The 22,755-nt window shown below is 68.5% G+C and carries 22 protein-coding genes, 1 tRNA gene and 1 pseudogene; 12 read left to right on the top strand and 12 right to left on the bottom strand.

The genetic code is table 11. The features are described from left to right. Positions 1-6: 6 nt before the first annotated feature. A complete protein-coding gene (locus tag AOA12_RS06655) occupies positions 7-297 on the bottom strand; it encodes a hypothetical protein (protein WP_054681341.1) in 291 nt (96 codons plus the stop codon). Between the two features lie 84 nt (positions 298-381). Between AOA12_RS06655 and AOA12_RS06650 the strand changes: the two genes are divergently transcribed. The 7 genes from AOA12_RS06650 to pstB all read left to right on the top strand — a co-directional run bounded on the left by AOA12_RS06650 (position 382) and on the right by pstB (position 8,477). Next, positions 382-1,053 carry a response regulator transcription factor gene (locus AOA12_RS06650; protein WP_054681340.1) on the top strand — a complete coding sequence of 224 codons (672 nt, stop codon included), beginning with the start codon at positions 382-384 and terminating at the stop codon, positions 1,051-1,053. A 97-nt stretch (positions 1,054-1,150) separates the two neighbouring features. Continuing rightward, a complete protein-coding gene (locus tag AOA12_RS06645) occupies positions 1,151-3,322 on the top strand; it encodes an RNA degradosome polyphosphate kinase (protein ID WP_054681338.1) in 2,172 nt (723 codons plus the stop codon). Then, positions 3,319-4,257, top strand: a complete 939-nt coding sequence (locus tag AOA12_RS06640; protein ID WP_054681336.1) for an NUDIX hydrolase — start codon at positions 3,319-3,321, stop codon at positions 4,255-4,257. Before AOA12_RS06645 ends, AOA12_RS06640 begins: the two co-directional genes overlap by 4 nt. A gap of 159 nt (positions 4,258-4,416) precedes the next feature. Then, positions 4,417-5,544, top strand: a complete 1,128-nt coding sequence (pstS, locus tag AOA12_RS06635; RefSeq protein ID WP_054681334.1) for a phosphate ABC transporter substrate-binding protein PstS — start codon at positions 4,417-4,419, stop codon at positions 5,542-5,544. An 86-nt stretch (positions 5,545-5,630) separates the two neighbouring features. Continuing rightward, entirely contained in the window at positions 5,631-6,581 is a 951-nt protein-coding gene (gene pstC / locus AOA12_RS06630) for a phosphate ABC transporter permease subunit PstC (RefSeq protein WP_054681333.1), read from the top strand. A gap of 1 nt (position 6,582) precedes the next feature. Further along, positions 6,583-7,677, top strand: a complete 1,095-nt coding sequence (gene pstA / locus AOA12_RS06625) for a phosphate ABC transporter permease PstA (RefSeq protein WP_054681331.1) — start codon at positions 6,583-6,585, stop codon at positions 7,675-7,677. 20 nt (positions 7,678-7,697) lie between these two features. Next, positions 7,698-8,477, top strand: coding sequence for a phosphate ABC transporter ATP-binding protein PstB (gene pstB / locus AOA12_RS06620; RefSeq protein WP_054681328.1), 780 nt, complete (start codon positions 7,698-7,700; stop codon positions 8,475-8,477). 80 nt (positions 8,478-8,557) lie between these two features. On the opposite strand, the gene AOA12_RS06615 is transcribed toward pstB, so the two are convergent. The 4 genes from AOA12_RS06615 to AOA12_RS06600 form a co-directional block, all read right to left on the bottom strand. Next, on the bottom strand, positions 8,558-9,403 hold the full coding sequence (locus AOA12_RS06615) for a LolA family protein (protein ID WP_156366433.1): 846 nt from the start codon (positions 9,401-9,403) through the stop codon (positions 8,558-8,560). 79 nt (positions 9,404-9,482) lie between these two features. After that, on the bottom strand, positions 9,483-10,367 hold the full coding sequence (locus AOA12_RS06610; RefSeq protein ID WP_054681325.1) for an aminodeoxychorismate lyase: 885 nt from the start codon (positions 10,365-10,367) through the stop codon (positions 9,483-9,485). A gap of 240 nt (positions 10,368-10,607) precedes the next feature. Next, entirely contained in the window at positions 10,608-11,246 is a 639-nt protein-coding gene (locus tag AOA12_RS06605) for a hypothetical protein (protein ID WP_054681317.1), read from the bottom strand. A 9-nt stretch (positions 11,247-11,255) separates the two neighbouring features. Further along, on the bottom strand, positions 11,256-11,819 hold the full coding sequence (locus tag AOA12_RS06600; protein WP_054681315.1) for an anti-sigma factor: 564 nt from the start codon (positions 11,817-11,819) through the stop codon (positions 11,256-11,258). An 89-nt stretch (positions 11,820-11,908) separates the two neighbouring features. On the opposite strand from AOA12_RS06600, the gene AOA12_RS06595 reads away from it, so the two are divergent. Next, positions 11,909-11,984 (top strand) — tRNA-Lys (locus tag AOA12_RS06595). A gap of 195 nt (positions 11,985-12,179) precedes the next feature. On the opposite strand, the gene AOA12_RS23070 is transcribed toward AOA12_RS06595, so the two are convergent. Further along, positions 12,180-12,398, bottom strand: coding sequence for a hypothetical protein (locus AOA12_RS23070; protein WP_156366432.1), 219 nt, complete (start codon positions 12,396-12,398; stop codon positions 12,180-12,182). A 263-nt stretch (positions 12,399-12,661) separates the two neighbouring features. Here AOA12_RS23070 and AOA12_RS06590 point away from each other — a divergent pair, with 263 nt between their 5' ends. Both AOA12_RS06590 and AOA12_RS06585 read left to right on the top strand, forming a co-directional pair. Continuing rightward, positions 12,662-14,104: a hypothetical protein gene (locus AOA12_RS06590; protein ID WP_231637192.1), complete on the top strand. Its 1,443-nt coding sequence runs from the start codon at positions 12,662-12,664 to the stop codon at positions 14,102-14,104. Next, the gene (locus tag AOA12_RS06585; protein ID WP_054681308.1) at positions 14,091-14,999 is read left to right on the top strand and encodes a hypothetical protein; all 909 of its coding nucleotides are present in this window, start codon (positions 14,091-14,093) and stop codon (positions 14,997-14,999) included. The genes AOA12_RS06590 and AOA12_RS06585 overlap by 14 nt, the downstream gene beginning before the upstream one ends. Positions 15,000-15,014: 15 nt before the next feature. Here AOA12_RS06585 and istB read toward each other — a convergent pair whose 3' ends face one another. Together istB and istA are read right to left on the bottom strand one after the other, a co-directional pair. Further along, positions 15,015-15,812, bottom strand: coding sequence for an IS21-like element helper ATPase IstB (gene istB, locus AOA12_RS06580; RefSeq protein WP_054678490.1), 798 nt, complete (start codon positions 15,810-15,812; stop codon positions 15,015-15,017). Continuing rightward, positions 15,812-17,014 (bottom strand): IS21 family transposase, encoded by a 1,203-nt coding sequence (gene istA, locus AOA12_RS06575; RefSeq protein WP_082405821.1) that lies wholly within the window; start codon positions 17,012-17,014, stop codon positions 15,812-15,814. Before istA ends, istB begins: the two co-directional genes overlap by 1 nt. A 190-nt stretch (positions 17,015-17,204) precedes the next feature. Here istA and AOA12_RS24155 point away from each other — a divergent pair. Continuing rightward, a pseudogene (locus tag AOA12_RS24155) lies at positions 17,205-18,178 on the top strand (IS30 family transposase). 221 nt (positions 18,179-18,399) lie between these two features. Beyond that, positions 18,400-18,891 (top strand): hypothetical protein, encoded by a 492-nt coding sequence (locus AOA12_RS06565; RefSeq protein WP_156366431.1) that lies wholly within the window; start codon positions 18,400-18,402, stop codon positions 18,889-18,891. Between the two features lie 334 nt (positions 18,892-19,225). Here AOA12_RS06565 and AOA12_RS06560 read toward each other — a convergent pair whose 3' ends face one another. From AOA12_RS06560 to AOA12_RS06545, 4 genes are all read right to left on the bottom strand, one after another. Beyond that, entirely contained in the window at positions 19,226-19,540 is a 315-nt protein-coding gene (locus AOA12_RS06560; protein WP_054681304.1) for an ester cyclase, read from the bottom strand. Positions 19,541-19,602: 62 nt separating this feature from the next. Next, the gene (locus AOA12_RS06555) at positions 19,603-20,571 is read right to left on the bottom strand and encodes a zinc-binding dehydrogenase (RefSeq protein ID WP_054681301.1); all 969 of its coding nucleotides are present in this window, start codon (positions 20,569-20,571) and stop codon (positions 19,603-19,605) included. Then, positions 20,568-21,827, bottom strand: a complete 1,260-nt coding sequence (locus tag AOA12_RS06550) for an MFS transporter (RefSeq protein WP_197281071.1) — start codon at positions 21,825-21,827, stop codon at positions 20,568-20,570. The genes AOA12_RS06555 and AOA12_RS06550 overlap by 4 nt, the downstream gene beginning before the upstream one ends. A 105-nt stretch (positions 21,828-21,932) precedes the next feature. Further along, complete coding sequence (locus tag AOA12_RS06545; protein ID WP_054681297.1) at positions 21,933-22,682, bottom strand: glucose 1-dehydrogenase; 750 nt, start codon at positions 22,680-22,682, stop codon at positions 21,933-21,935. Positions 22,683-22,755 lie beyond the last annotated feature (73 nt).

Here is a 22,755-nt window from a genome sequence, read left to right as displayed (position 1 = left end):
GCCGGCTCAGACCCCGACCATCGACGACAGGCCGAACCCGAGGCCGATCAGCCCCATCGCCAGGAGCGCGCCGAGCACGCTCGCCGCCACGCGCTGGATGAAGCCCTCGGCCCGGCCGCCCATGAGCTGCACGACGAAGGCGATCACGACGCAGCCGGCGAACCCGAGCGAGAGCCAGACGGCGCGCAGCTCGACCGGCGCGAGCACGCCGAGCGCCAGCGCGGCGACGACCGCGACCACCCACACGCCGACGATGCCGCGGATGCTGCGGGGCGACGCGAACTCCGATACCGTCATTCCCCTATTGTTGCGCACGCGCGCTCTCGGTCTTTACTAGGATTGGGGGCCTAGGAGCGCCAGATCGTGGCGGAAAGGAGCTGCGTGGCCGAGCTGCTCGTACTCAGTTCCGCAGCGGACGGCCTCGCGCTGCCCGCGCTGGAGCTTCTCAGCCATCGCACCCGTGTCCTGCCCGCCGAGGCGGCGCAGCTGATCCACGCGCCGCGAGCGGACGCCGTCGTCGTCGACGCGCGCACCGATCTCGCCGACGCGAAGTCGCTGTGCAAGGTACTGCAGGCGACCGGCCTGGAGATCCCCGTCGTCGTCGTCGTGACCGAGGGCGGGCTGACGGCGGTGTCGGCCGACTGGGGCATCGACGACGTCGTGCTCGCCGACGCCGGCCCCGCCGAGGTCGACGCGCGCATCCGCCTCGCGCTCGGCCGCGCCTCGTCGCAGCAGGCCTCCACACGCGTGCAGACGTCGGGCATCACGATCGACGAGTCGTCGTACTCCGCGAAGATCCACGGGCGCCCCCTCGACCTGACGTACAAGGAGTTCCAGCTCCTGCACTTCTTCGCGACGCACCCCTCGCGCGTGTTCACGCGCGAGCAGCTGCTCAGCGAGGTGTGGGGCTACGACTACTTCGGCGGCACCCGCACGGTCGACGTGCACGTGCGGCGCCTGCGCGCCAAGCTCGGCGAGGCCGAGCAGCTCATCGGCACCGTGCGCAACGTCGGCTACCGCTTCAACGTCGACGACGAGGACGCCGCGTCCTGACCCCGAGGTGACGCGCGACAGTGCCCTCAGGAGAACGTTCGGAGAAGAAACGGTTGCCGCATCGCGATCGCCCGCACCGTCCTGACATGATGAACTCATGATCGACAGCGAGGCACTGGATGCCGGTCTCGAAGACGCAGACGACGACGACTTTGACGAGGCGACGAGCGAGCCGGACGCTCAGCTCCCCGACCAGCGGTACACGGACCGCGAGCTGAGCTGGCTCGCGTTCAACCAGCGCGTGCTCGAGCTGGCCGAGGACCCGAACCTGCCGACGCTGGAGCGCGCGAACTTCCTCGCGATCTTCGCGAGCAACCTCGACGAGTTCTTCATGGTGCGCGTCGCCGGCCTCAAGCGCCGCATCATCACCGGCCTCGCCGTGCCGACCAACATCGGCCGCGCGCCGCAGGACGTGCTCGCCGACATCTCGGCGAGCGCGCACACGCTGCAGCTGCGCCACGCGGCGGCGTGGGAGGAGCTCGTGCGCCCGGCGCTGGCCTCGGCCGGCATCCAGGTCGTGATCTGGGAGGACCTGAACGAGCAGGAGCGCACCGCGCTCTACGACTACTTCCAGGCGCAGGTGTTCCCCGTGCTCATGCCGCTCGCGGTCGACCCGGCGCACCCGTTCCCCTACATCTCGGGGCTCTCGCTCAACCTCGCGATCCGCATCCGCAACGCCAAGACCGGACGCCAGGAGTTCGCCCGCCTCAAGGTGCCGCCGATGCTGCCGCGCTTCGTGCCGGTGCCCGGCGGCGAGGACGGCGTGAGCCGCTACCTGCCGCTGGAGTACCTGATCTCCGAGCACCTCGGCGACCTGTTCCCGGGCATGGAGATCCTCGAGCACCACACGTTCCGCCTCACGCGCAACGAGGACGTCGTGATCGAGGAGGACGAGACCGAGAACCTCATCCAGGCGCTGGAGGCGGAGCTGCTGCGCCGCCGCTTCGGCCCGCCCATCCGGCTCGAGGTCACGGAGCGGATGGACCAGGTCACCCTCGACCTGCTCATCAGCGAGCTCGACATCACCGAGCAGGAGGTCTACCGCCTTCCCGGCATCCTCGACCTGCGCGGCCTGTTCGACCTGTCGCGCATCGACCGGCCGGAGCTGCGCTTCCCGCCGCACGTGCCCAAGACGGCTCCCGCCTTCCAGCCGGCGGAGCAGAACGGCAAAGCCGACTTCTTCTCGGCCATCCGCAAGGGCGACGTGCTCGTGCACCACCCGTACGAGTCGTTCACGACGAGCGTCGTGGCCTTCCTCGAGCAGGCGGCGCGCGACCCGCACGTGCTGGCCATCAAGCAGACGCTGTACCGCACGTCGGGCGACAGCCCCATCGTGCAGGCGCTCATCGACGCCGCCGAGCGCGGCAAGCAGGTGCTCGCGCTCGTCGAGGTCAAGGCCCGCTTCGACGAGGCCGCCAACATCGTGTGGGCGCGCAAGCTCGAGAAGGCGGGCGTGCACGTCGTCTACGGCCTCGTCGGCCTCAAGACGCACTGCAAGCTGCTGCACATCATCCGCGAGGAAGACGGCGCCCTGCGCAGCTACAGCCACATCGGCACGGGCAACTACAACCCCAAGACGAGCCGCATCTACGAGGACTTCGGCCTCTTCACGTGCGACGCGCAGGTGGGCCGCGACCTCACCCGCCTCTTCAACGAGCTGAGCGGCTACGCGATCGAGAAGAAGTTCAAGCGCCTCCTCGTCGCGCCGCTGCACCTGCGCAAGGGCCTGCTGCGGCACATCGAGACCGAGCGGGCCAACGCGCTGGAGGGCAGGCCCGCCCACGTGCGCATCAAGGTCAACTCGATGGTCGACGAGCAGATCATCGACGCGCTCTACCGGGCGAGCCAGGCCGGCGTGCGCGTCGACGTGTGGGTGCGCGGCATCTGCTCGCTGCGCACCGACCTGCCGGGCGTCAGCGACAACATCACGGTGCGCTCGATCCTGGGCCGCTACCTGGAGCACTCCCGCATCTTCGCGTTCGCGAACGACGGCGACCCGCAGGTGTACATCGGCAGCGCCGACATGATGCACCGCAACCTCGACCGGCGCGTCGAGGCGCTCGTGCGCGTCACGGCGCCCGAGCACGTCAAGGAGCTCCTCGAGCTGTTCGACACGGCGGTGAGCGACGCGACCAGCTCGTGGCATCTCGGCGCCGAGGGGGCATGGACCCGACGTCACCTCGATGCCGACGGTCAGCCGCTGACCGACCTGCAGGAGCTGACCATGAGCCAGGTGCAGCGTCGGCGCCGCTCACGCGCGGTGCGATGACGGAGACCGCGGTCTACGCGGCCGGCGGCGTCGTGTGGCGGATGGTCGAGGACAAGCTCAAGATCCTCGTCATCCACCGCACGGCGTACGTCGACGTGACCCTGCCCAAGGGCAAGGTCGACCCCGGCGAGACGCTGGCCGAGACGGCCGCCCGCGAGATCCTGGAGGAGACCGGCATCCGCGTCGCCCTCGGCATCCCCGTGGGCGTCTCGCGCTACCGCATGCCGAAGGGCCGCGAGAAGATCGTGCACTACTGGGCGGCCGAGGCGACGCCCGACGCGATCCGGCAGTCGCAGTTCGTGCCGAACCGCGAGATCGCGGCGATCGAGTGGCTGAGCCCCAAGAAGGCGCTGAAGCGGCTCAGCTACCCCGTCGACGTGGAGATCCTGGAGAACTTCCTGCGGTTCGTGGACGACGGCGTGCTCAGCACCTTCCCCGTCATCGTGCTGCGGCACGGCAAGGCGACCCCGCGGTCGGGATGGACGAAGCCCGACGCGTCGCGCCCCCTCACGACGCGCGGCGTCGCGCAGGCGCACGCCGCCGTCGGCCCCCTGTCGGCCTTCGGCGTGCAGCGCATCGTGACGAGCGACGCGCTGCGGTGCGTGCAGACCGTGCGACCGCTCGCCAAGGCGCTGCGCCTGCCCATCTCGCGCACGACGCTGATCAGCCAGGACCTCTGGGAGGCCGGGCGCGCCAACCCGCGGCTCGTCATCGGCAAGCGCGTGCGCGCGCGGGTCCCCGCCGTCGTGTGCGGCCACGGGCCCGTGCTGCCCGACATGCTCTCCGAGCTCGCCCTCGCCACCGGCACGCTGCACGGCTCGTATCTCACGAGCGCCGCGGCCCTGCCGGTCGCCGGGTTCTCGGTCGTGCACCTCTCGGCGTCGAACCCGGGCTCCGGCATCGTCGCGATCGAGACCCACGAATCGCGTCTGTAGACGCGAGGACGCCGGCGCGACGACGCCGGCCCGCGCGACCGCGGAACGGCTGTTCACCTGGCGTTCATCCGCAGTGCCCACTCTGGTAAGGGTCCGCGTCTACTGTCGCGAGCAAGCGCCCGGCAGCAGGGCGCGTCCCTGATACCAGAAGGAACACTCGTGAAGCTCAACCGCATCGCTTCCCTGGGCGCCGTCGTCGCCGTGTCGGCCCTCGCGCTCACCGCTTGCGCCTCGAACGAGACCCCCGCCGGAGGCGACGACACCTCCAGCGCCACCAGCACGAGCGACGCCCCCACGACCGACGCGCTCTCGGGCCGCATCGTCGGCTCGGGCGCCTCGTCGCAGCAGGTCGCCATCCAGTCCTGGTCGCAGGCCTTCCTCGCCGCCAACCCCGACGCGCAGGTCGAGTACGACCCGGCCGGCTCGGGCACGGGCCGCGAGTCGTTCCAGCAGGGCGCCGTCCAGTTCGCCGGCTCCGACCGCGCGTTCAAGATCGACGAGATCGCCGAGGGCACCTTCAGCGCCTGCTCCGACGGCTCGGGCCTCGTGGAGATCCCCGCCTACATCTCGCCCATCGCGATCATCTTCAACCTCCCCGGCATCGACGCGCTCGACCTCGACGCGGCGACCATCGCCGGCATCTTCGCGGGCACGATCACGACGTGGAACGACCCGGCCATCGCCGCGACCAACGCGGGCGTCGACCTGCCCGCCACGGCCATCAACCCCGTGCACCGCTCCGACAAGTCGGGCACCACGGGCAACTTCACCGACTACCTCGCCGCCACCGCCGCCGACGTGTGGACCTGGGGCAGCGTCGAGGAGTGGCCCGCGGGCGTCGTCGGCGAGGCCGCCGAGAAGACCTCGGGCGTCGCCAACGCCGTCAAGGCGGGCGAGGGCTCGATCGGCTACATCGACGCCTCGCAGGCCGAGCCCTTCTCGTCGGTGAACGTCAAGGTCGGCGACGCGTTCGTCGGCCACTCGGCCGAGGGCGCCGCCGCGACGCTCGACGCCTCGGCGATCGAGGACGGCCGCTCGTCGGGCGACCTCGCCTTCGAGATCGACCGCACGACGACCGCCGCCGGCGCCTACCCCGTGCTGCTGGTGAGCTACCTCATCGCCTGCGAGCAGTACGACGACGAGAACACCGCGGCCCTCGTGCGCGGCTTCTTCTCGACCGTCGTGAGCCCCGAGGGCCAGGACGCCGCAGCTGCCAACGCCGGCAGCGCCCCCATCTCGGACGAGCTGCGCACGAAGTCGCTCGCCGCGATCGAGCTCATCAAGTAAAGACGGACCCGCGGCCTCCCGGCGCCTCACCGCGCCGGGAGGCCGCTCCCCCGCTCACCCCCCTCCAGCGAGAAGAAACGGCACTGATGACCGCCACAACCGCCGAGGCCCCGTCGCAGATCACGGCGAAGAAGCGCCCGGGAGACATCTGGTTCTCCGGCACCGCCCTCTTTGCGGGATCCATGATCGTCGTCACTCTGGCGGCCGTCGCGATCTTCCTCATCGTCCAGTCGATCCCCGCCTTCGGGCTCACGAGCGAAGACGCGTCGCTCCTCAAGACCAACTTCTGGGAATACGTGCTGCCGCTGCTGTTCGGCACGATCTGGGCGGCCTTCCTCGCCCTCCTCGTCGCCGTGCCGCTGTCGCTCGGCATCGCGCTGTTCATCACGCACTACGCGCCCCGTCGGCTCGCCCAGGGCCTCGGCTACATCGTCGACCTGCTCGCCGCCGTGCCGTCGGTCGTCTTCGGCCTGTGGGGCATCCTCGTCTTCGCGCCGGCCGTCGTGCCCACCTACCAGTGGCTCAACGAGAACCTCGGCTGGTTCCCGCTCTTCTCCGGCCAGGTGCTCGCGAGCGGTCGCACGATCCTCACCGCCGCTCTCGTGCTCGCGGTCATGGTCGTGCCGATCATCACCGCGATCTGCCGCGAGATCTTCCTGCAGACCCCGCGCCTGCACGAAGAGGCGGCCCTCGCCCTGGGCGCCACGCGCTGGGAGATGATCCGCATGGCCGTGCTGCCGTTCGGCCGCTCCGGCATCGTCTCGGCCTCGATGCTCGGCCTGGGCCGCGCGCTCGGCGAGACGATGGCGGTCGCGATGGTGCTGTCGGCGACGAACGTCGTCACCTTCCAGCTGCTCACGTCGCAGAACCCCACGACGATCGCCGCGAACATCGCCCTCACCTTCCCCGAGGCCTACCAGTTGAACATCAACGTGCTGATCGCGACCGGCCTCATCCTCTTCGTCGTGACCTTCGCCGTCAACGCGATCGCGCGCTGGATCGTCAGCCGCCGCAAGGAATTCTCGGGAGCGAACTGACATGACCACCACCGTTCCCGCACCCGCGGCCCCCACCCGCACGAAGGCGGGTCTCACCAGCGGCAAGCTGCCGAACTGGGCCCCCTGGGCGCTCCTGGCCGCCTCTTTCGCCGTGTCGGCCGCCGTGCTCGGCGTCGTCGCGGGCGCGAGCGGCGACGAGTTCTCGCTCGGCGGATGGCTCGCCCTCGGCGCCGTCGTCTACCTCGTGCTCATCTACGCGATCTCCCGCATCGTCGAGGGCGGCCGCCGCGCGGTCGACCGCTTCATCACGGGCGTCGTGACCCTCGCCTTCGGCATCGCGATGATCCCGCTGATCTCCGTGTCGATCACGGTGATCGCCAACGGCTTCGCCCGCTTCGACGCCGAGTTCTTCTCGACGTCGATGCGCGGCGCCCTCGGCGAGGGCGGCGGCGGCCTGCACGCGATCATGGGCACGCTCCTGATCACGCTCGCGGCCGCGGTCATCTCGATCCCGATCGGCCTCATGACGGCCGTCTACCTGGTCGAGTACGGCGCGAACAACCGGCTCGCGCGGTCGATCACCTTCCTCGTCGACGTCATGACCGGCATCCCCTCGATCGTCGCGGGTCTGTTCGCCTACGCCGTGTTCGCGCTCATCTTCGGACCCGGCGTGCGCATGGGCGTCGTCGGCGCGATCGCCCTGTCGGTGCTCATGATCCCGGTCGTGGTGCGCTCGACGGAGGAGATGCTGCGGCTCGTGCCCAACGAGCTGCGCGAGGCCTCGTACGCGCTCGGCGTGCCGAAGTGGCTCACGATCGTCAAGGTCGTGCTGCCCACCTCGATCGCCGGCATCACGACGGGCGTCATGCTCGCCGTCGCCCGCGTCATCGGCGAGACCGCCCCGCTGCTCATCACGGCCGGGTTCACCGACTCGATGAACTACAACCTGTTCGACGGCCGCATGCAGACGCTGCCCGTCTACATCTACTCGCAGTACGCCTACCAGGGCATCCCCGCGGAGGCCTATGTCGACCGCGCCTGGGCGGGCGCCCTCACCCTCATCCTCATCGTCATGGTGCTGAACCTCGTCGCGCGCATCGTCGCGAAGGTGTTCGCCCCGAAGACCGGCCGCTGAGCCCCACTGAAGGAACACACGTGTCCAAGAGCATCGAAGTCCACGACCTGAACGTCTACTACGGCGACTTCCTCGCCGTCGAGGGGGTCTCCCTCGACATCGCGCCGCGCAGCGTCACCGCGTTCATCGGCCCGTCGGGCTGCGGAAAGTCCACCTTCCTGCGCACCCTCAACCGCATGCACGAGGTCATCCCTGGCGCACGCGTCGAGGGCGAGGTCCTTCTCGACGGCGACAACCTGTACGGCTCGGGCGTCGACCCCGTGATCGTGCGCCGCCAGGTGGGCATGGTCTTCCAGCGCCCGAACCCCTTCCCCACGATGTCGATCCGCGAGAACGTGCTGGCGGGCGTGAAGCTCAACAACAGCCGCATCTCCAAGAGCGACGCCGACGCGCTCGTCGAGCGCTCGCTGCAGGGCGCCAACCTGTGGAACGAGGTCAAGGACCGTCTCGACAAGCCCGGCTCGGGCCTGTCGGGCGGCCAGCAGCAGCGTCTGTGCATCGCCCGCGCGATCGCGGTCGCGCCCGACGTGCTGCTGATGGACGAGCCGTGCTCGGCCCTCGACCCGATCTCCACGTTCGCGATCGAGGAGCTCATCCAGGAGCTCAAGAGCGAGTACACCATCGTGATCGTGACGCACAACATGCAGCAGGCGTCGCGCGTGAGCGACAAGACGGCGTTCTTCAACATCGCCGGCACGGGCAAGCCCGGCAAGCTCATCGAGTACGACAACACGACGACGATCTTCACCTCGCCGTCGGTGCAGGCGACCGAGGACTACGTCTCGGGCCGCTTCGGATAGGCCCGACGCGACCGCGCACGAGAGAGGCCCCCCATCGGAGGGGGCCTCTCTCGTGCGCGGTCTGCGCGGCGGTGCGAAGGTCAGCCGCCAAGCTGGTCGGTGACCTGGTCGGCCGGCGGCGCCTCGACCGAGACGGGGGCGCCCCAGTCGCTGAACTCCATCGTGGTCGCCGTCGGGCCCATGTTCATCACGAGGCGGCGCGGCAGGTCGTCGGGGCCGACGTACATCTCGTACTCGATGCGGTCGCCCATCTGGTCGATCGCCTCCTGCGGGATCTCCTGGGGCACCTCGGCGAGCATCTTCTGCGTGTCGAGCACGAGCGTGTAGCGCGTCGTCGTCACGCCGTCGATCGTCTCCGCGTTCTCGTCCGCGCGGAAGTCGAGCAGCGCGGCCTTCAGCGACTCCAGCTGCGCGGCGGGGTTCGCCTGCTCGACCGACGACGCCATCTGCTGCGCGATGGGGTCGTCGCCGTCGAGGGAGGCCATGTAGAACTTGCCGTCGGTGATCGGTCCCATGTTCATGTAGATGACGCCGTCGACGATGCGCATCTCCATGCCCTCGGGCAGCGTCATGGCCATGCGCATCTTCGACGGATCGCTGTCCATCGTGAGAGCGCCCGAGGTCTCGATCGTCTGGCCCGCGGTCTCGATCGTCTGCGTGAAGCTCGCCGAGCCCGCCTTCAGCTGCGCGTCGCCGATGCGCTGCGCGAAGTCGTCGATCGACATGGTGCCGGCCGGCGACGTGCTCTCGGCGGGAGCGCTCTCGGCGGGCGACGGCGCGGCCGACTGCGTCTGCGATTGCGGGGCGGTGTCGGGGCCGCTCTCCCCCGCCGAGCAGCCCGCGAGCCCGGCGCCCGCCAGCAGCGCGACGGCCGCCGTCGCGACGGCTCGTCTCGTCAGTGATCTCATCGTCATCGGTGTGCTCATGCTGTGAGCCTATGCACCGATCTTGGCCGTCTCCTGAGGACCGGCCCGGGGCGCGGTCTGCCGAGGAGCGCGGGCGTCGTCAGTCGCGCGGGCCGAGCAGATAGGCGTTGACGGATGCCGTGAGCTCCGCGTCGACGGCGAGCGGCACGCCGTCGACGGCGGTGACCGGGGCGGCGAGCCGCACGCTGGAGACGAGCCACGCCGCATCCGCGCCGCGCAGCTCGTCGATCGTCACGGGCGCGTAGGCGGTGGCGTGCCCGCGGGAGGCCAGGAACTCGAACAGGCTCAGCTGGGTGGTGCCGTGCAGGATGCCCGTGCCGGGCTCGGGCGTGACGAAGAGATCGCCGCGGCGCACGATGACCGTCGCGGTCGGCGCCTCGAGCACGAAGCCGTCGGAGCTGACGAACACGGCGTCGTCGGCGCCGCGGCGCTTCGCCTCGCGGATCGCCGCCATGTTCACGGCGTAGGAGAGCGTCTTCGCGCCGAGCAGCAGCCAGGGCGCCCGCGCGGGCACGTCGAGGGCGTAGCCGCGATCGAGCGTCACGACGCTGACGCCGTCGCGGCGCGCGGCCGTGAAGTCGGCCGCCGTCGCCGCGGTGACCCATGCCGTCGGCGCGGGGCCGTGCTCGACGCCGCGGCTGAGGATGAGCTTGATGACCGACTCGCCCGGGCCGCAGGCGGCCGCGGCGCGGACGACGGCCTGCCGCCACTGCTCCCGGTGCGGCACGGGCAGGTCGCACAGCGCGGCCGAGTGCGCGAGGCGCTCGAGGTGCGCGCCGACCTCCTGCGCGTGGCCGTCGACGACCCCGATCGACTCGAAGATGCCGTCGCCGCGCTGCGTGCTCAGCTCGCCGACGGTGAGCGCGGGGGCGGACGGGTCGATCTCGGCGAAGGTCCCGGAGAAGTCGGTGCGGGTGTCGTCGGACGCCGCGGGGTCGATCATGAGAGCGAAGCGCCAAGCCATGTCACGAGCCTACGGGGAATACCACCCCGGACACGTCGGTTATCATTGATCGGCCGGGCCGCAGTAACCCCGGGCTCCATCTTCTGCCGCCGCGAGCGGCCACTCGCCGAGAGGCGTTCTGCGGCCCGGCCCTCACCTTCTCGCCGGCATCCGGCGGCATCGCCCGCGGTGTCCCGCGACCCGGCGCCTGTGGCATCCTGCGATCGGCATCCTGCGGCCCGCGCCGCCGTCTCGGCTCGCCTATCCCAGCTCGCCGCGCCGCCACAGACCGGCGCACACGGTCAGATCGTCGGCGTATCGCGACAGGCGCAGCGCCCGGCGGGTCAGCGCCGTGCCGCGTTCGGGCTCGGTCGCGTCGTAGTCGTCGGCGAGGTCGATGGCGCCCGCCGACTCCACGCGGCAGAACGAGGCGGCACGCTCCAGCGCGATCGCGAAGTCGCCGACGAAGACGCCGTGCAGGATCTGCTCGGCGAGCACGACGAGCTCGTCGGGGCCCGCCGGCGCGGACGCGCCCGCGATCGCCTCGTCGGCCGACTCGAGCGCCGCGCGCCCGCGCTCGTACAGCAGGGACGACGTGCGGGCGTCCTCGTGGATCATGAGCTGCAGCAGGTAGATACGCCAGAGCACCCCCGGCAGCGAGCGCGCGGGCGAGTGCGCCCAGAGCTCCGCGATCGTGTCGATGCCGTGCGTCGTGGCGTAGCCGATGAGGCGCTGCACGACGGCATCCGTGGGCTGGGCGCGCACGCGCGTGAGCAGTGCGGTGGCGGTCATCGTCGCGACCCGGGACCGCTCGGCGGGGTCGGCCGAGGAGAAGCGGCGGTCGAGGTGATCGCCCGCGCGCCGCACCGGCTTGTGGAACTCGCGAGGCGCTTCGCTCATCGCTCCAGGTTACGGGGCGTCCGGCACGTCGAAGGTCAGCAGCGGATCCTGCTCGGGCTCGCCGACCGACGAGCCGCCCTCCGGGTCGATCGAGACCATGACCGCCTGCCCGGGCTCCCACAGCTCGGGCAGCACGATCGACGCGCGGCCCTGCGGGGCCGTGAAGCCGAGCACGCGCGTGTACTCCTCCTCGCCCGAGATGTACCAGAGCGCGAACTCGTCGTAGCGGCCGGGCTCGGGAAGGCCCGTCGCCACGAGGACGCCCGTGCCGAGCTCCTCCGACCAGTACAGCGTCGCCTCGACGCCGACGGGGGCGTCGGCCGCGACCGCGGCGCCGTCCTCGGCGAGCTCGATCTGCGCCAGGGCGCGCTCGTCGGGCGTGCCGGCGAGCCGGTTCGAGATCGCTCCGGCGACCCACCCCAGCGCGACGAGCACGATGCTGACGCCGATCAGCACGCTGATGCCGCGGATCCATGCGACGCGCTGCACCGTCTGGATCGCCTCGGTCGTCGTGGGCGGCTCCACGACGTCCTCGTCCGCGTCGATGTGCGCCGCTGCCGGATCGTCGGCCATCGCCTCTCCCCCTTCGGAAGTCTCCCCCGTCAAGCTTGCCGTACATTCGGCGCGATCACGACCGCGGGCGAAGTAGGCTTGACCGCTGAGGGCCTCTAGCTCAGTCGGTAGAGCATCGGACTTTTAATCCGCGGGTCGTGGGTTCGAGCCCCACGGGGCCCACCATTGATCCCGGGGTAAACCGCTGGCATGGAAAATGCTGTCCAGGGTTGGCGCCTGGTTCTCCGGTTCAGCAATAGGAGGCTCGCCCGTTGGGGCGGGCTTCTTTGCTTTGTTCGAGATGGCGCGCTGGCTGGCGTTGTACGTGCCGTGGCGGCGTGAGGCGAGCTTGGTCTGCACTTTGAAACCAGGTGACGTTGTCTATGAGGGGCTCGTGGTTGCCGGGTGATCGCCGCCGCGCCAGGTGACGAGGCCGCGGTAGTAGGTGTTGCTGGCCGTCTTGCCGATGGTCTTCGCCGCGACCGGCTTGGCCGGGCGGCGTGGTGTCGGTCGGGTGGTCAGGCCGCGGGCGGAGAGGTGCTCGGCCAGGCTCTCGGTCGTCCACTCCCCGGCGGCGTAAAGCGTGAACGCGGCACACACGAGGTCGACGCGGTCGGGGTCGGTTTCGACATAGCGGATCTCGCTGCTGTCGAACGTCGAAGACGCCGCTCAGCAGGTGGTCGCTGTACTTCGACGACACGTGATGCCCTTTCGTCTGTGATGAGTGCCATCGATGTCCCCGGGCGGAGAAGCATCAACACGGCATTGAGGCTGGCGATCACGGCGGGACGCGTTGGTCCTGTCCGGACGATCGCCACCCTCGATATAGTACAAATGTTCGATTATATCCATAGGGGCATAGGATGAGCAGAGGTCAGGGCGTCGCAGACTGGGGCGCCCATAGCGCCGGTGATCGCAAGGCATTGGGGGGCGCGATGCATCTCACGCTCGAAGATCCCATGCGCCGAGCATGGAAGTCGAAGGAGCCTGTCCCGATGGAGGCGGTGCTCACGGTTCCCGCGCTTCGTTCGCTCTTCTCGACGACCCTGAAAGGCGACTTTGACGAGGATCGGGTGACCCGCATCCTCGTGGGCTTCAAGACCCGTCTGGGCGATCTGCTCGAGGAGACCGCCGCCTTGCGCGGTAGCAAGAGTCGGTTCAAGGACGCGGAATGCGCGCTGGTCGTGGGCAGCCTCCTGCCGGACGGGCCTGCGCACAAGGACGGTGACGGGGTTGGTCGTCCGTTGCTGGGACTGCGTCAGCAACGGGCATCGTCTGTGCCGGGCTATATCCCAGGTGGCGATTCTCGCCGAGTGGGCCACGCCTCGGAGTTCTTCGGTCGTGTGTTCAGCGGCGAATTGCGTGCGTACCTTACGAGTGGCGCGACCGCGACCACTTCCCTCTGGGATCGCCTCGGCGAACAACGCGTCAAGCACGACCGTACATCCAAGGCGTTCCCGAAATTGGTCGAGTTCACGCAGGAGGATCCCGTGCTCGTCAGCCTCGTCGGCGGCGGGATCGTGGCCGCGCATCCCGAGTCGTTTGCGGTCACTCAGGAGCAGTTGGAGCATGAGCACCAGCAGGTGCCCTATGCGGGCAAGGATCAAGACCGCTGCCGTGCGACCGCCGTTGCCTGGATGCTGAGTCCTGCGTCGCCCTACCAGCAGCGTCTGTTCACGTCGCTCCGTGCCGTGCACCCGCTGCACTTCGACCTCGACTACATCGCCACGTCATTCGTCGTCTCCGGGACGCTCGCGGATGTCGCCGCGCTGGTGCCGTTCGGGCTGCTTGAAGAAGACGAACACGAGCAATATCGTGTTCCCGTCGAGCTGAGTCCGATCGCACGCGGGCTCAGCGAGAAGCTGCTGAGCATGGATGCGGTCGCTGGGGTCGCGGACTTCGTGATCGCCAGCTTCGCCGAGCAGATGACACTGCATGCACGGTCGCTGCTCCGTCACCGCCTCAATTCGCGGGCGCGGCTTGTCGAGTTGGGCTGTCCACAAGACGATGCCTCGCTCGTGCCCTACGAGGAAGCGACGCGATGGATGAGTGACGAACTCCCCATCATCGATGCCGTGGTTGGGCGGCGCGACTCGGATAGGGCGCTCGACATTCACGATCAGTACCTGTCCGGGATTCTGGTACTCACATGGCAGCGTCGCCGGGCGCCGCTGGCCGTCGAGATCGAGGATGCGAGTGAACTCCTCCGCGCGATCGACCGCGCCGAGTCAGCGAACGACTACATGGCAACGGACACGCTACGGGTGACCGCTGAGCTCCTGAGGGTCAGCAATGAGCCGAGCTAAGCCGCCTGTCGAAGCCGCGGAGCCACTGCTCAGGTCTCGCCGCTCCGTTACCTCGGACGACCGCGAGCGTACGTGGCTCCTTGCGCTGCAGGCCGGGATTTTCATCGCCTGCCTGGTTGGGATGATCATCGCCTTCCCGAACGCACAGAGCCCACTGACACACACGCACTGGACGATCTACTTCCAGGGAGGCGGCACACCCGAAGGCGTCGACCGAGGCTACACGGAGATCGCGATAGCCAAAGGCGATGCGCCTGACGAATGGCAGATCGACATATCGCTCAACGCCAGCGGTATTGAGACTGAGCCGGCAGTAGAGTCTCTGGGGGTCGCGATCTATGGTCTGGTGAGTGCGGCGTCGCAGGACGGCGTTGAATGCGCCGACGAACTGACGGACGATGCCGGGGTTGGCGGCACATGCGAGCTCCGCTCGGACGAGAACTACTCCGTCGCGCGCTTCAAGCTCGATTGGCAGCCGGACTGCAACGAGCTCGCGACCTCCAACTGCTTCGGGTACGTCACGAGCCTGACGCTCACGTCCGCCCTGCCGTTGTTTGTGTCAGCGAACGAGTCCCAGGTGATGGCGCTCGTTCCGCGCTGGCCTGGCAACGGGAACATCGTGCTGCCGGTTCCGGCTGAGGCTGAGTACCAGAGCGGGCCGTATCCGTACGGACGCTGGGAGACCGGCGCGAGCTTTTCCCTGAGCGATGCCGCAACCTCTGGTCTGTTCGTTGGCAGGATCCCGCAATCCCAGACCAACCGGGACATGCGCTTGCTGGTTGCTGGTGCGCTTGCCGGTCTTGGCGGCGGTGCGCTCATCGCCGCTATCGACTCTGCCCTGGGACTCGTGTCGGCGGCGCTCGAACTCTGGACGCTTTCGGCGCTCGAAAAGTGAACGGTTGCGGGCAGTCTAGCTAGGTGTTTCGTCGGTGGTGGTGCGGATGCTGGGGAGGCTGTCGATGCCGCGGCCGCGGAGTCGGTAGCTGGCGCCTTTGAGGGTGAGGACGTCGGCGTGGTGAACGATGCGGTCGATCATCGCGGCGGCAACGGCCTGGTCGCCGAAGACCCCTCCCCAGCTGGAGAACGGCAGGTTCGAGGTCAGGATCAGTGACGCGTGCTCGTAGCGGCTGGAGACGAGTTGGAAGAACAGGTTCGCTGCGTCTTGTTCGAACGGGAGGTAGCCGACTTCGTCGACGATGATCAGCCCGTAACGCCGCAGCCGGGCGAGCTCTTTCGGGAGGTTGCCTTGCCGGTGGGCGTCGGTGAGGCGGGTGACCCAGTCGGTCGCGGTCGCGAACAGCACTCGGTGCCCGTGGCGGGCGGCGACGATTCCGAGCGCGGTCGCGAGGTGGGTCTTCCCGGTTCCGGGAGGGCCGAGCAGGACCACGTTCTGCGCTTCGAGGAGGAACCCTCCCGAAGCGAGCGCCGCGATCTGCTGCCGAGTGGCTGGTTGCGCGTCCCAGTCGAAGTCCTCGAGCGTCTTCCGGCTCGGGAACCCGGCCGCTTTGATCCGCAGCTCCGCGCCGGAAGCGTTGCGAGCGCTCACTTCGCGTTCGAGGACGGCGGCGAGGTAGTCCTCGAACGACCACCCGGCGTCGCGTGCTTGGTCCGCCATCCGGGCTGCGGCCTCCGTGATCCGGGGTGCCTTGAGTGCGCCGGCGAGGTAGGTGATCTGCTTCACCGACTCGCTGGTCTTCGAGGTAGCCATCAGGCGACTCCTTCGATCCCGAACGCCCGGTCGTAGTCCGCGAGATCACGCGCCAGGTCATCAACGGGATCAGGACGTGGGGTCTGGAACTGTTGCCGCAGCCGTTTCGCGGCCTCCAGATGTGCGGGATCGGTGATCGTGGAGCCGCGCGCCCAGACCCGCGCGTGGTCAGCGACCAGCCTGTCCTCCAGGCGCACCCGAACACGGTCGAGATCGGCGATTACGTCGACAAACCGGCCTATCGCGGCGGGATCGACGGAGTAGTCGCTCGCGTCGAGGCGGACGTAGTAGTCCCGCCCGAGGCGGACTCGTTCTCGCCAGCCCAGTTGCAGCGGGATCGGCGGCAACGGGAGCATCCGTGAACGGTCGTGGCCGATCAGATCGACCGGGCGTGCCTTGATCGTCCGCACCACCCTCGCGTTCGCTCTCTCCAGCCAGCCCTCCAGCTGGGCGTTGAAGTCCGCCGGGGAAGTGAACGTGCGGCCGGGCATGAACGAGGTCTCGAGCCAGCCGTTGCGGCGCTCCACGATCCCTTTCGATTCCGGGTCGTAGGGCCTCAGCTGCACGACCTTCGTCGCGAGGGTCCCCGCGAACGCCGCAACACCTTGCGCGAGGCGGCCGCGCTGCCCGATGCCGGACTCGTTGTCCCAGATCAGCCGCCGCGGGACCGCGCCGAGCCGTTGGATGAGATCCCAGTGCCCGAGCAGCAGATCCTCCGTCTTCCTGGTCGGGATCATCCGCGCAGTCACGAACCGCGAATGCGCCGCGACGATCACCAACACCGGCAACAGCGCCGTCGTGCCGTCCTCGAGCGGGATCTTCCGCGGCGGGAACCAGAGATCACATTGAGCCGCATCGCCCGCCGCCCACGAGAGCCGATCCGCCGGGTCGACCGGGTGATGCTCAGGTCGCAGTCTCACGACATTGTCCCGGAACCAGCGGATCGAGCCCTCCCAACCAACCCGCTCCGCGAGCACCGTCGCCGGCATCCGCGGATGCTCGGCGAGCAACGCCCGCACCCGCACCTCGAACGGCGTGAACGACGTCGGCCGCGGCGACCGCTCATACTTCGGCGGCCCGTCGGAGTTCACCGCCTTGATCACGGTCGTCCGCGAGATCCCCAACCGCGCCGCGATCTGCGCTTTCGGAACCCCGTCCGAAGCCAGCCTCCTGATCAGCGCCCAGTCTTCCAAAGTGATCACTCTCCAATCGTTGAGTGTCCACTTTTCGAGCGCCGCTATCGATCAGTTCTCAAGCGCCGTCGACAACTCGTGCATCGACGGCGGGCGAAGGCTCGGAGCGAAGCGATGAACTCGTCCGCAGTGCCTGTCTAGATCCCGCCGCTAAGCGAGCGTCCTACTCTCTGTTCGCGCTATCGGATGAGAGGAACGTATCCGGATTGCCGATCTGGCGAGCAGGGGCGCCGGGCCGACGGAGATCGCCAAGACGCTGGGCCGGTCGCCGTCGACGATCAGCCAAGAACTGCGCCGCAACGCCCATGAGTCCGGCCAGTACCGGCCGTTCCACGCGCACAGCATCGCTGCGACCCATCGCCGACGCCCGAAGCCGTTGAAGCTGTCGACCAATCCAACGCTGCGGACATACGCGAAGGAGCGATTGAAGGAGCGGTGGGGTCCGCAGCAGATCAGTCGTGCGTTGCGTGCCGCGCACCCTGGCGATTCCGGCATGCGGGTCGCGACGGAGAGCATCTATCTGGCGATCTACCGGCCCGGATCAGGGATTCTCCGCAAACCCGACCCGTCACCGTTACGGACAGGGCGTGGCCACCGGCGGGCGCACACCCGTCTGATCAGGGCCGGGCGCCGGTTCGCGCAGCCGATGCTGTCGGTCCATGACCGCGAGTTCGAACCCACCGACAGGTCCGTGGCGGGCAACGGGGAGGGCGACCTCATCGTCGGCCCGCACAACCGCTCCACCATCGGCACGCTCGTGAAGCGCAGACCCGCTACGTGAAGCTGCTACACCTGAACGCGCTTGCCTCGGCCGAGCTGCACACAGCTCTGGTGCGGGTCCTCGGCGCGCTCTCGCACGGGCCGCGGCGGACGCTGACTTGGGATCAAGGCACAGAGATGGCCAAGCACCTCGACATCGCCGCCGACACCGGCATCAAGATCTACTTCTGCGATACCGCCAGCCTTCGGCAGCATGGCAGCAACGAGAACACGAGTGGGCTCCTGCGTCAGTACTTCCCCAAGTCGACGAACCCCACCGTCCGCACCCCACGCGACCTCGCTCGAGTCGAGGACGAGCTCAACCACCGTCCCCGAATGACGCTCGGCGTCCGTGCACCCGCGGACCTCTTCACCCGCCCGCTACTGTCAGAGAATCAGCCCTCGTTGCGATGACCGCTGGAATGCAAGCCCCCGAAAACGTTCAGAGGTCGAGCGCCGCCGACATGACCCAAGGGTATCGCCGATGAGGACTACGCTCATCTATCGGTCGGGAGGTGTCCGGGCAGCACACCGTCTGGGACGGCGCTCGTGAACGCAGCAGCAGCGCATCGTCGCCGCACGATAGGCACAGGCAGCAGATCTCGGACATCTGGCCTGGCCGCTACCGTGGCGCCATGACATCGATGTCCTCGACACTCACCTTGATTGGGCTCGTTCTTCAGCTACTCAGCGTCGTGTTCGCAACCATGGCGCTCACTGGCCTCTGGAAGTGGCGATGGGGCGAGCGTATGTTCGGGAGGAAACCACCGCCACAGATCCTTCAGGCGGCATCAGGAGGGGTGTCTTTCTGGAAGCTGGGAACGCCCACGGTCAGACGCGGCTACCGTTCGCCGATCGATCGCATGAGCCTCTTCGAGCTCGACGAGCGCCTGACCTCTCTAGAGAACCAAATCGTCTCGCTGAGGGAGACCACCGACAAGCGCATAGACGAACTGAGCGACGACCTGAAGCGTGATCGCGATGAGCGACGCAAAGCGGATTCTCAAGACCGTCGCGAGCAGGAAGCGCTGCGGAGTCGAGAGGCAGCATGGTCGATCTTCTTGGTGCTGGGGCTCTTGGGGGTCGGCATCGTGTTGCAGATCGCCGGCCTGACGATCCCACTCTGAGACGCTGGGCCTCTAGCCGAGACTCGGCTGAAGGGAGCACACCCGAAGACTCGTGGTCGGCTGTAAGGTGCGCCGCTTCCCGGCTCCGAGGGCGAAGACGCATCCAGGGAACAGCTCGAACGTCCCTGTGGATGTATGGACTCGGGCGCGCCCCTCTAGAACGATTCAGGGTCTTCGCCCGGTTGAACACAGCCCGCTTCGCAGGCACCGTTCGAACGCTCTCGATTGCCATCGATAGGTGGGTTCCATGCGGCCCGCGCGTTGACGACGAGTTCGTCGAGAGAACTGCTGCAACCGTGCGGCAACGGCAAGGCTGCGACAGAGACGTCTCCCCCTATGGAGACGGGGCGTCGCCTTCCCGTCTCCGGTTGCAGGCTCTCGGCCCTTGGCACTCTCCGTGTCTATACGGAGTATCGCCTTCGACCACCTGCCAGCCGACCTCGGTGCGGAAGTCGAGGAACGCCTCGCGCAGCACGGTGCAGAGGAACCGCACGCCCTCCTTGGTGGGCTCGGTTCCCGGCTGCGGGGTGTGGTCGTTGAAGTCGTCGACGAAGAGTTCGTCGAACACGTCGAAGTCGCCCCCGCTCTGCGCCTCGATGGTGTTGCGCCGAACGACCGCCTTCGCGCGTTCGCTCTCACTGTCAGTCACCAAACTCCCCTTGCTCTCGTTGGTCTGGAAGACGGGTTCTTCGGAAGCTGGTCGGTGCGTGTTCAGGGAATCAGCACGTTGAGGCCGGTCGCTCGCCGTGCTTCGACGTCGGCGTGCAGACGGGCGACGTCGACGAGAGGCCTGGTGGTGGCAGGCAGGGTGTCGCCGAACGACCCGGTGAGGAGTGCACGGAACACGTCGTCGGCGGCGTCCTGAGCCTGCGTTGGCGTCCGGAGGTACTGCCCGAACTGCGGGAGGGTGAAGCGGATCTGGCGGGCGTTGAGAACGTCTGCGTCCGGGCTCGGCCATCCGGCGGCGCTGCCGAAGGAGACGATCGAGCCGCCCGGCCGGACCGATCCGGCCAATGCTGTCGGGGTGTCGGCGCCGAGCCCGTCCAGCACCGCGTCCACGCCGAGACCGTGTGTCACCCGCTTCGCGAGGCGCACGGCTTCCTCGACGCCGACGGCGACATCGGACGCTCCGTTGCTCAGTGCGGCCTCCCGCTTGGCGGGGCTTCCGACGACGCCGATGACTCGGGCTCCGAGCGATGTCGCCCAGCGGGTGACCAACGAGCCGATCCCGCCGGCGGCCGTGGTGACGAGCACGGTCTGCCCCTCGGTGACCTCGTGGGCCTGCCGCACCGTGATGCGCGCCATGAGGCCCTTCGTGAGCAGCGCCGCGGCCTGGTCGAATGCCACGGTCTCCGGGATGCGGATGAGGTCGTGCTGGTCGATGGTGCGTTCTGCCGCGTAGGAGCCCTGGGTCCGGAAGTACCCCACGCGATCGCCGATCGCGACCTCGTGGACATCGGGCCCGATGTCCGTGACCACCCCTGCCGCCTCGAATCCGGGCACGATGGTCGGCTCGCTGATCGGCCAGATGCCGCTGCGCAGCATCACGTCCAGGTAGTTGAAGCCGACCGCACGCTGCTCGACGATGACCTGACCGGCTCCGGGCGCTGCGAGGTCTCGCGATTCGACGCGGAGGACCTCGGGGCCGCCCTGTCCGTGCTGAATGATGACAGTGCTCATACAACCACCTCCACTTCAAGACGGTCCGCGCGGATGCGCGCGCGGTGCAGCAGGATGATGACTGCGCTCAGTATGAGGTTCGCGATGATCATCCCCAACAGCACCACGTGGAAGGCTCCGGCGAACTCGGCACCGTGACCGGGCGCGCCACCTGCTACGTCCGCGGCGGTCGAAGGGTCGGCGATTCGCAGCCCGACGAGAACGGCGATGGCGGCGGCGAAGACGGCGATGACAACTGCCTCGCTGCCGAGTCGCATGAAGTTGAGGACGCCGGCCGCGGCACCGGAACGATGGGCGGGAACTGCGCCGATCGCCTGACCGTCGACGAGGCCGATCGTGACGCCGAACCCGGCCCCGACGAGCAGCATCCCCGGCACAGCCCACCACATGCCGAGTTCCGGGTCGACGGCCAGCAGCGCGGCGTTGCCGAGAACGATGAGCACGAGTGAGAGGTAGATGACCTTCATCGGGGTGATCGAGCGACTCTTCGCGAGGACGCGGGCGACCACGAGAGGGGCGATCATGATCGGCACCATCATGAAGAGCATGAAGACGCCGGCGAGCGCGCCGCCGAGTCCGAACACGGCGCTGTAGACGACGGGGAGGTAGGTGCCGAGCGTCACGGTGCCGATCGCGGCGGTGACCGGCACGAGGCACATCGCGAGGAAGTGCGGGTTCCGAAGCAGCGTGAAGTCGACCTTCTTCTGGCCGGGCACGTGCTCGTGCTTCACCTTCGGCAGCGCGCCGCTCAGGATGAGACCGAGCAGAGCGATCAGGCCGAACGCGCCGAACACGCCGCGCCACTCGATCCAGGAGACCAACGCTCCGGCGACGACCGGACCGACTGCCGAGCCGACGCCGATGGTGGTGCCGAAGATCGCGAAGTTGCGGGCGCGGGCTGCCCCGTCCCAGGCGTTCGACAAGAGCGCTGAGGCACCGGTGAGAACGGCTGCGCCGCCGATGCCTGCGACCATCCGTCCGACATCGAGCACGACAAGGCTCGGAGCGAGCACGCTGACCACCGAGCCTGCGACGAAGATCACGAGGCCGAGGACGACCGTGGCGCGGTAGCCGAGTCGATCAGAGAGGACACCCCAGACGAGCGTGAACAGCGCGAAGGCGACGTTGAAGCCGTTGACGACGGACTGCAGCAGGAACGGGTCGGAGCCGAGTTCCCGGGAGATGTTCGGCAGAGTGATGCCGATGCCGGCGATGGCCAGCGGGATGATGAAGACGGACAGGACGATGACCGGCATGGCCATCGCCGACGGGCGACTCGCGAGAGACGAGGGCGCGGACATGAAGACGCGTTACCTTTCGAGGGAGGCGTGAGGAACGGGATGAAGCGTCGACCGCGAGGCTCAGACCTGCGTCTGGCCGCCGTCGATGACGAAGTCGGCGCCCGTGGCGAAGCGGCCGTCGTCCGAGGCGAGGAACAGGATCGCGGCGGCGATGTCCTCCGGGTCGCCGAGGCGTCCGAGCGGGATGCTCGCGCGGAACTGCTCGCGCACCGCGTCAACGAGGTCCGGGCTGGGAGCGTTCGAGTCGAGCAGCGCCGTCGCGACGGGGCCGGGGCTGACGACGTTGACACGGATGCCGCGCGGGGCGAATTCGGCGGCCCAGCTGCGGGCGAAGGAGCGCAGCGCGGCCTTGCTCGCAAGGTAGGTCGCATAGGCGGGAAGCCCCTTGGTGTGGCCGCTGGTGGCGATCAGCACGATGGAGCCGCCGTCGCGCAGCAGTGGCACGAGCTTCTGCACGGCGAAGAACGCTCCGCGGGTGTTGGTCGCGAAAGTGCGGTCGAAGTGGTCGGGAGTGGCCTCGCTCGTCGTCACGAGGTTGACGAAGCCGGCATTGATGACGATCGCGTCGAGGCCGGTTCCCGCCTCCCGGATGGTCGCGGCGAGGCGGTCGAGGTCGCCGAGGTCGGCGGCGTCACCCGTGATCGCGGTGGCGTCCGCACCGAGGGCTGAGCGTGCGGCCTCGAGCTCGCGCTCGCGGCGCCCGGTGATGTAGACCTTCGCCCCCTCGTCGACGAATCGCCTTGCGGTGGCGAAGCCGATGCCGCTGCTGGCGCCGGTGATGACGGCGGTCTTGTCCTGTAGGCGTCCCATGCTGAACCTCCTGAGTTTGGTATCGTGTAGTGATCGATATAGAAATTAGCACACATGTGTAGTGCTCGTTACA

It is taken from the genome of Microbacterium sp. No. 7 (assembly GCF_001314225.1).
Lineage (GTDB): Bacteria > Actinomycetota > Actinomycetes > Actinomycetales > Microbacteriaceae > Microbacterium.
Note: the sequence above shows the minus strand (reverse complement) of the source record. Positions and strands in the feature narration are given on the sequence as shown.

Coding starts and splice junctions, on each gene's coding strand:
- AOA12_RS06655 (WP_054681341.1), bottom strand. CDS start 297: ATGACGGTATCGGAGTTCGCGTCGCCCCGCAGCATCCGCGGCATCGTC.
- AOA12_RS06645 (WP_054681338.1), top strand. CDS start 1,151: ATGATCGACAGCGAGGCACTGGATGCCGGTCTCGAAGACGCAGACGAC.
- AOA12_RS06640 (WP_054681336.1), top strand. CDS start 3,319: ATGACGGAGACCGCGGTCTACGCGGCCGGCGGCGTCGTGTGGCGGATG.
- pstC (WP_054681333.1), top strand. CDS start 5,631: ATGACCGCCACAACCGCCGAGGCCCCGTCGCAGATCACGGCGAAGAAG.
- pstA (WP_054681331.1), top strand. CDS start 6,583: ATGACCACCACCGTTCCCGCACCCGCGGCCCCCACCCGCACGAAGGCG.
- AOA12_RS06615 (WP_156366433.1), bottom strand. CDS start 9,403: ATGAGCACACCGATGACGATGAGATCACTGACGAGACGAGCCGTCGCG.
- AOA12_RS06610 (WP_054681325.1), bottom strand. CDS start 10,367: ATGGCTTGGCGCTTCGCTCTCATGATCGACCCCGCGGCGTCCGACGAC.
- AOA12_RS06605 (WP_054681317.1), bottom strand. CDS start 11,246: ATGAGCGAAGCGCCTCGCGAGTTCCACAAGCCGGTGCGGCGCGCGGGC.
- AOA12_RS06600 (WP_054681315.1), bottom strand. CDS start 11,819: ATGGCCGACGATCCGGCAGCGGCGCACATCGACGCGGACGAGGACGTC.
- AOA12_RS06590 (WP_231637192.1), top strand. CDS start 12,662: ATGAGCAGAGGTCAGGGCGTCGCAGACTGGGGCGCCCATAGCGCCGGT.
- AOA12_RS06585 (WP_054681308.1), top strand. CDS start 14,091: ATGAGCCGAGCTAAGCCGCCTGTCGAAGCCGCGGAGCCACTGCTCAGG.
- istB (WP_054678490.1), bottom strand. CDS start 15,812: ATGGCTACCTCGAAGACCAGCGAGTCGGTGAAGCAGATCACCTACCTC.
- AOA12_RS06565 (WP_156366431.1), top strand. CDS start 18,400: ATGACATCGATGTCCTCGACACTCACCTTGATTGGGCTCGTTCTTCAG.
- AOA12_RS06555 (WP_054681301.1), bottom strand. CDS start 20,571: ATGAGCACTGTCATCATTCAGCACGGACAGGGCGGCCCCGAGGTCCTC.
- AOA12_RS06550 (WP_197281071.1), bottom strand. CDS start 21,827: ATGCCGGTCATCGTCCTGTCCGTCTTCATCATCCCGCTGGCCATCGCC.
- AOA12_RS06545 (WP_054681297.1), bottom strand. CDS start 22,682: ATGGGACGCCTACAGGACAAGACCGCCGTCATCACCGGCGCCAGCAGC.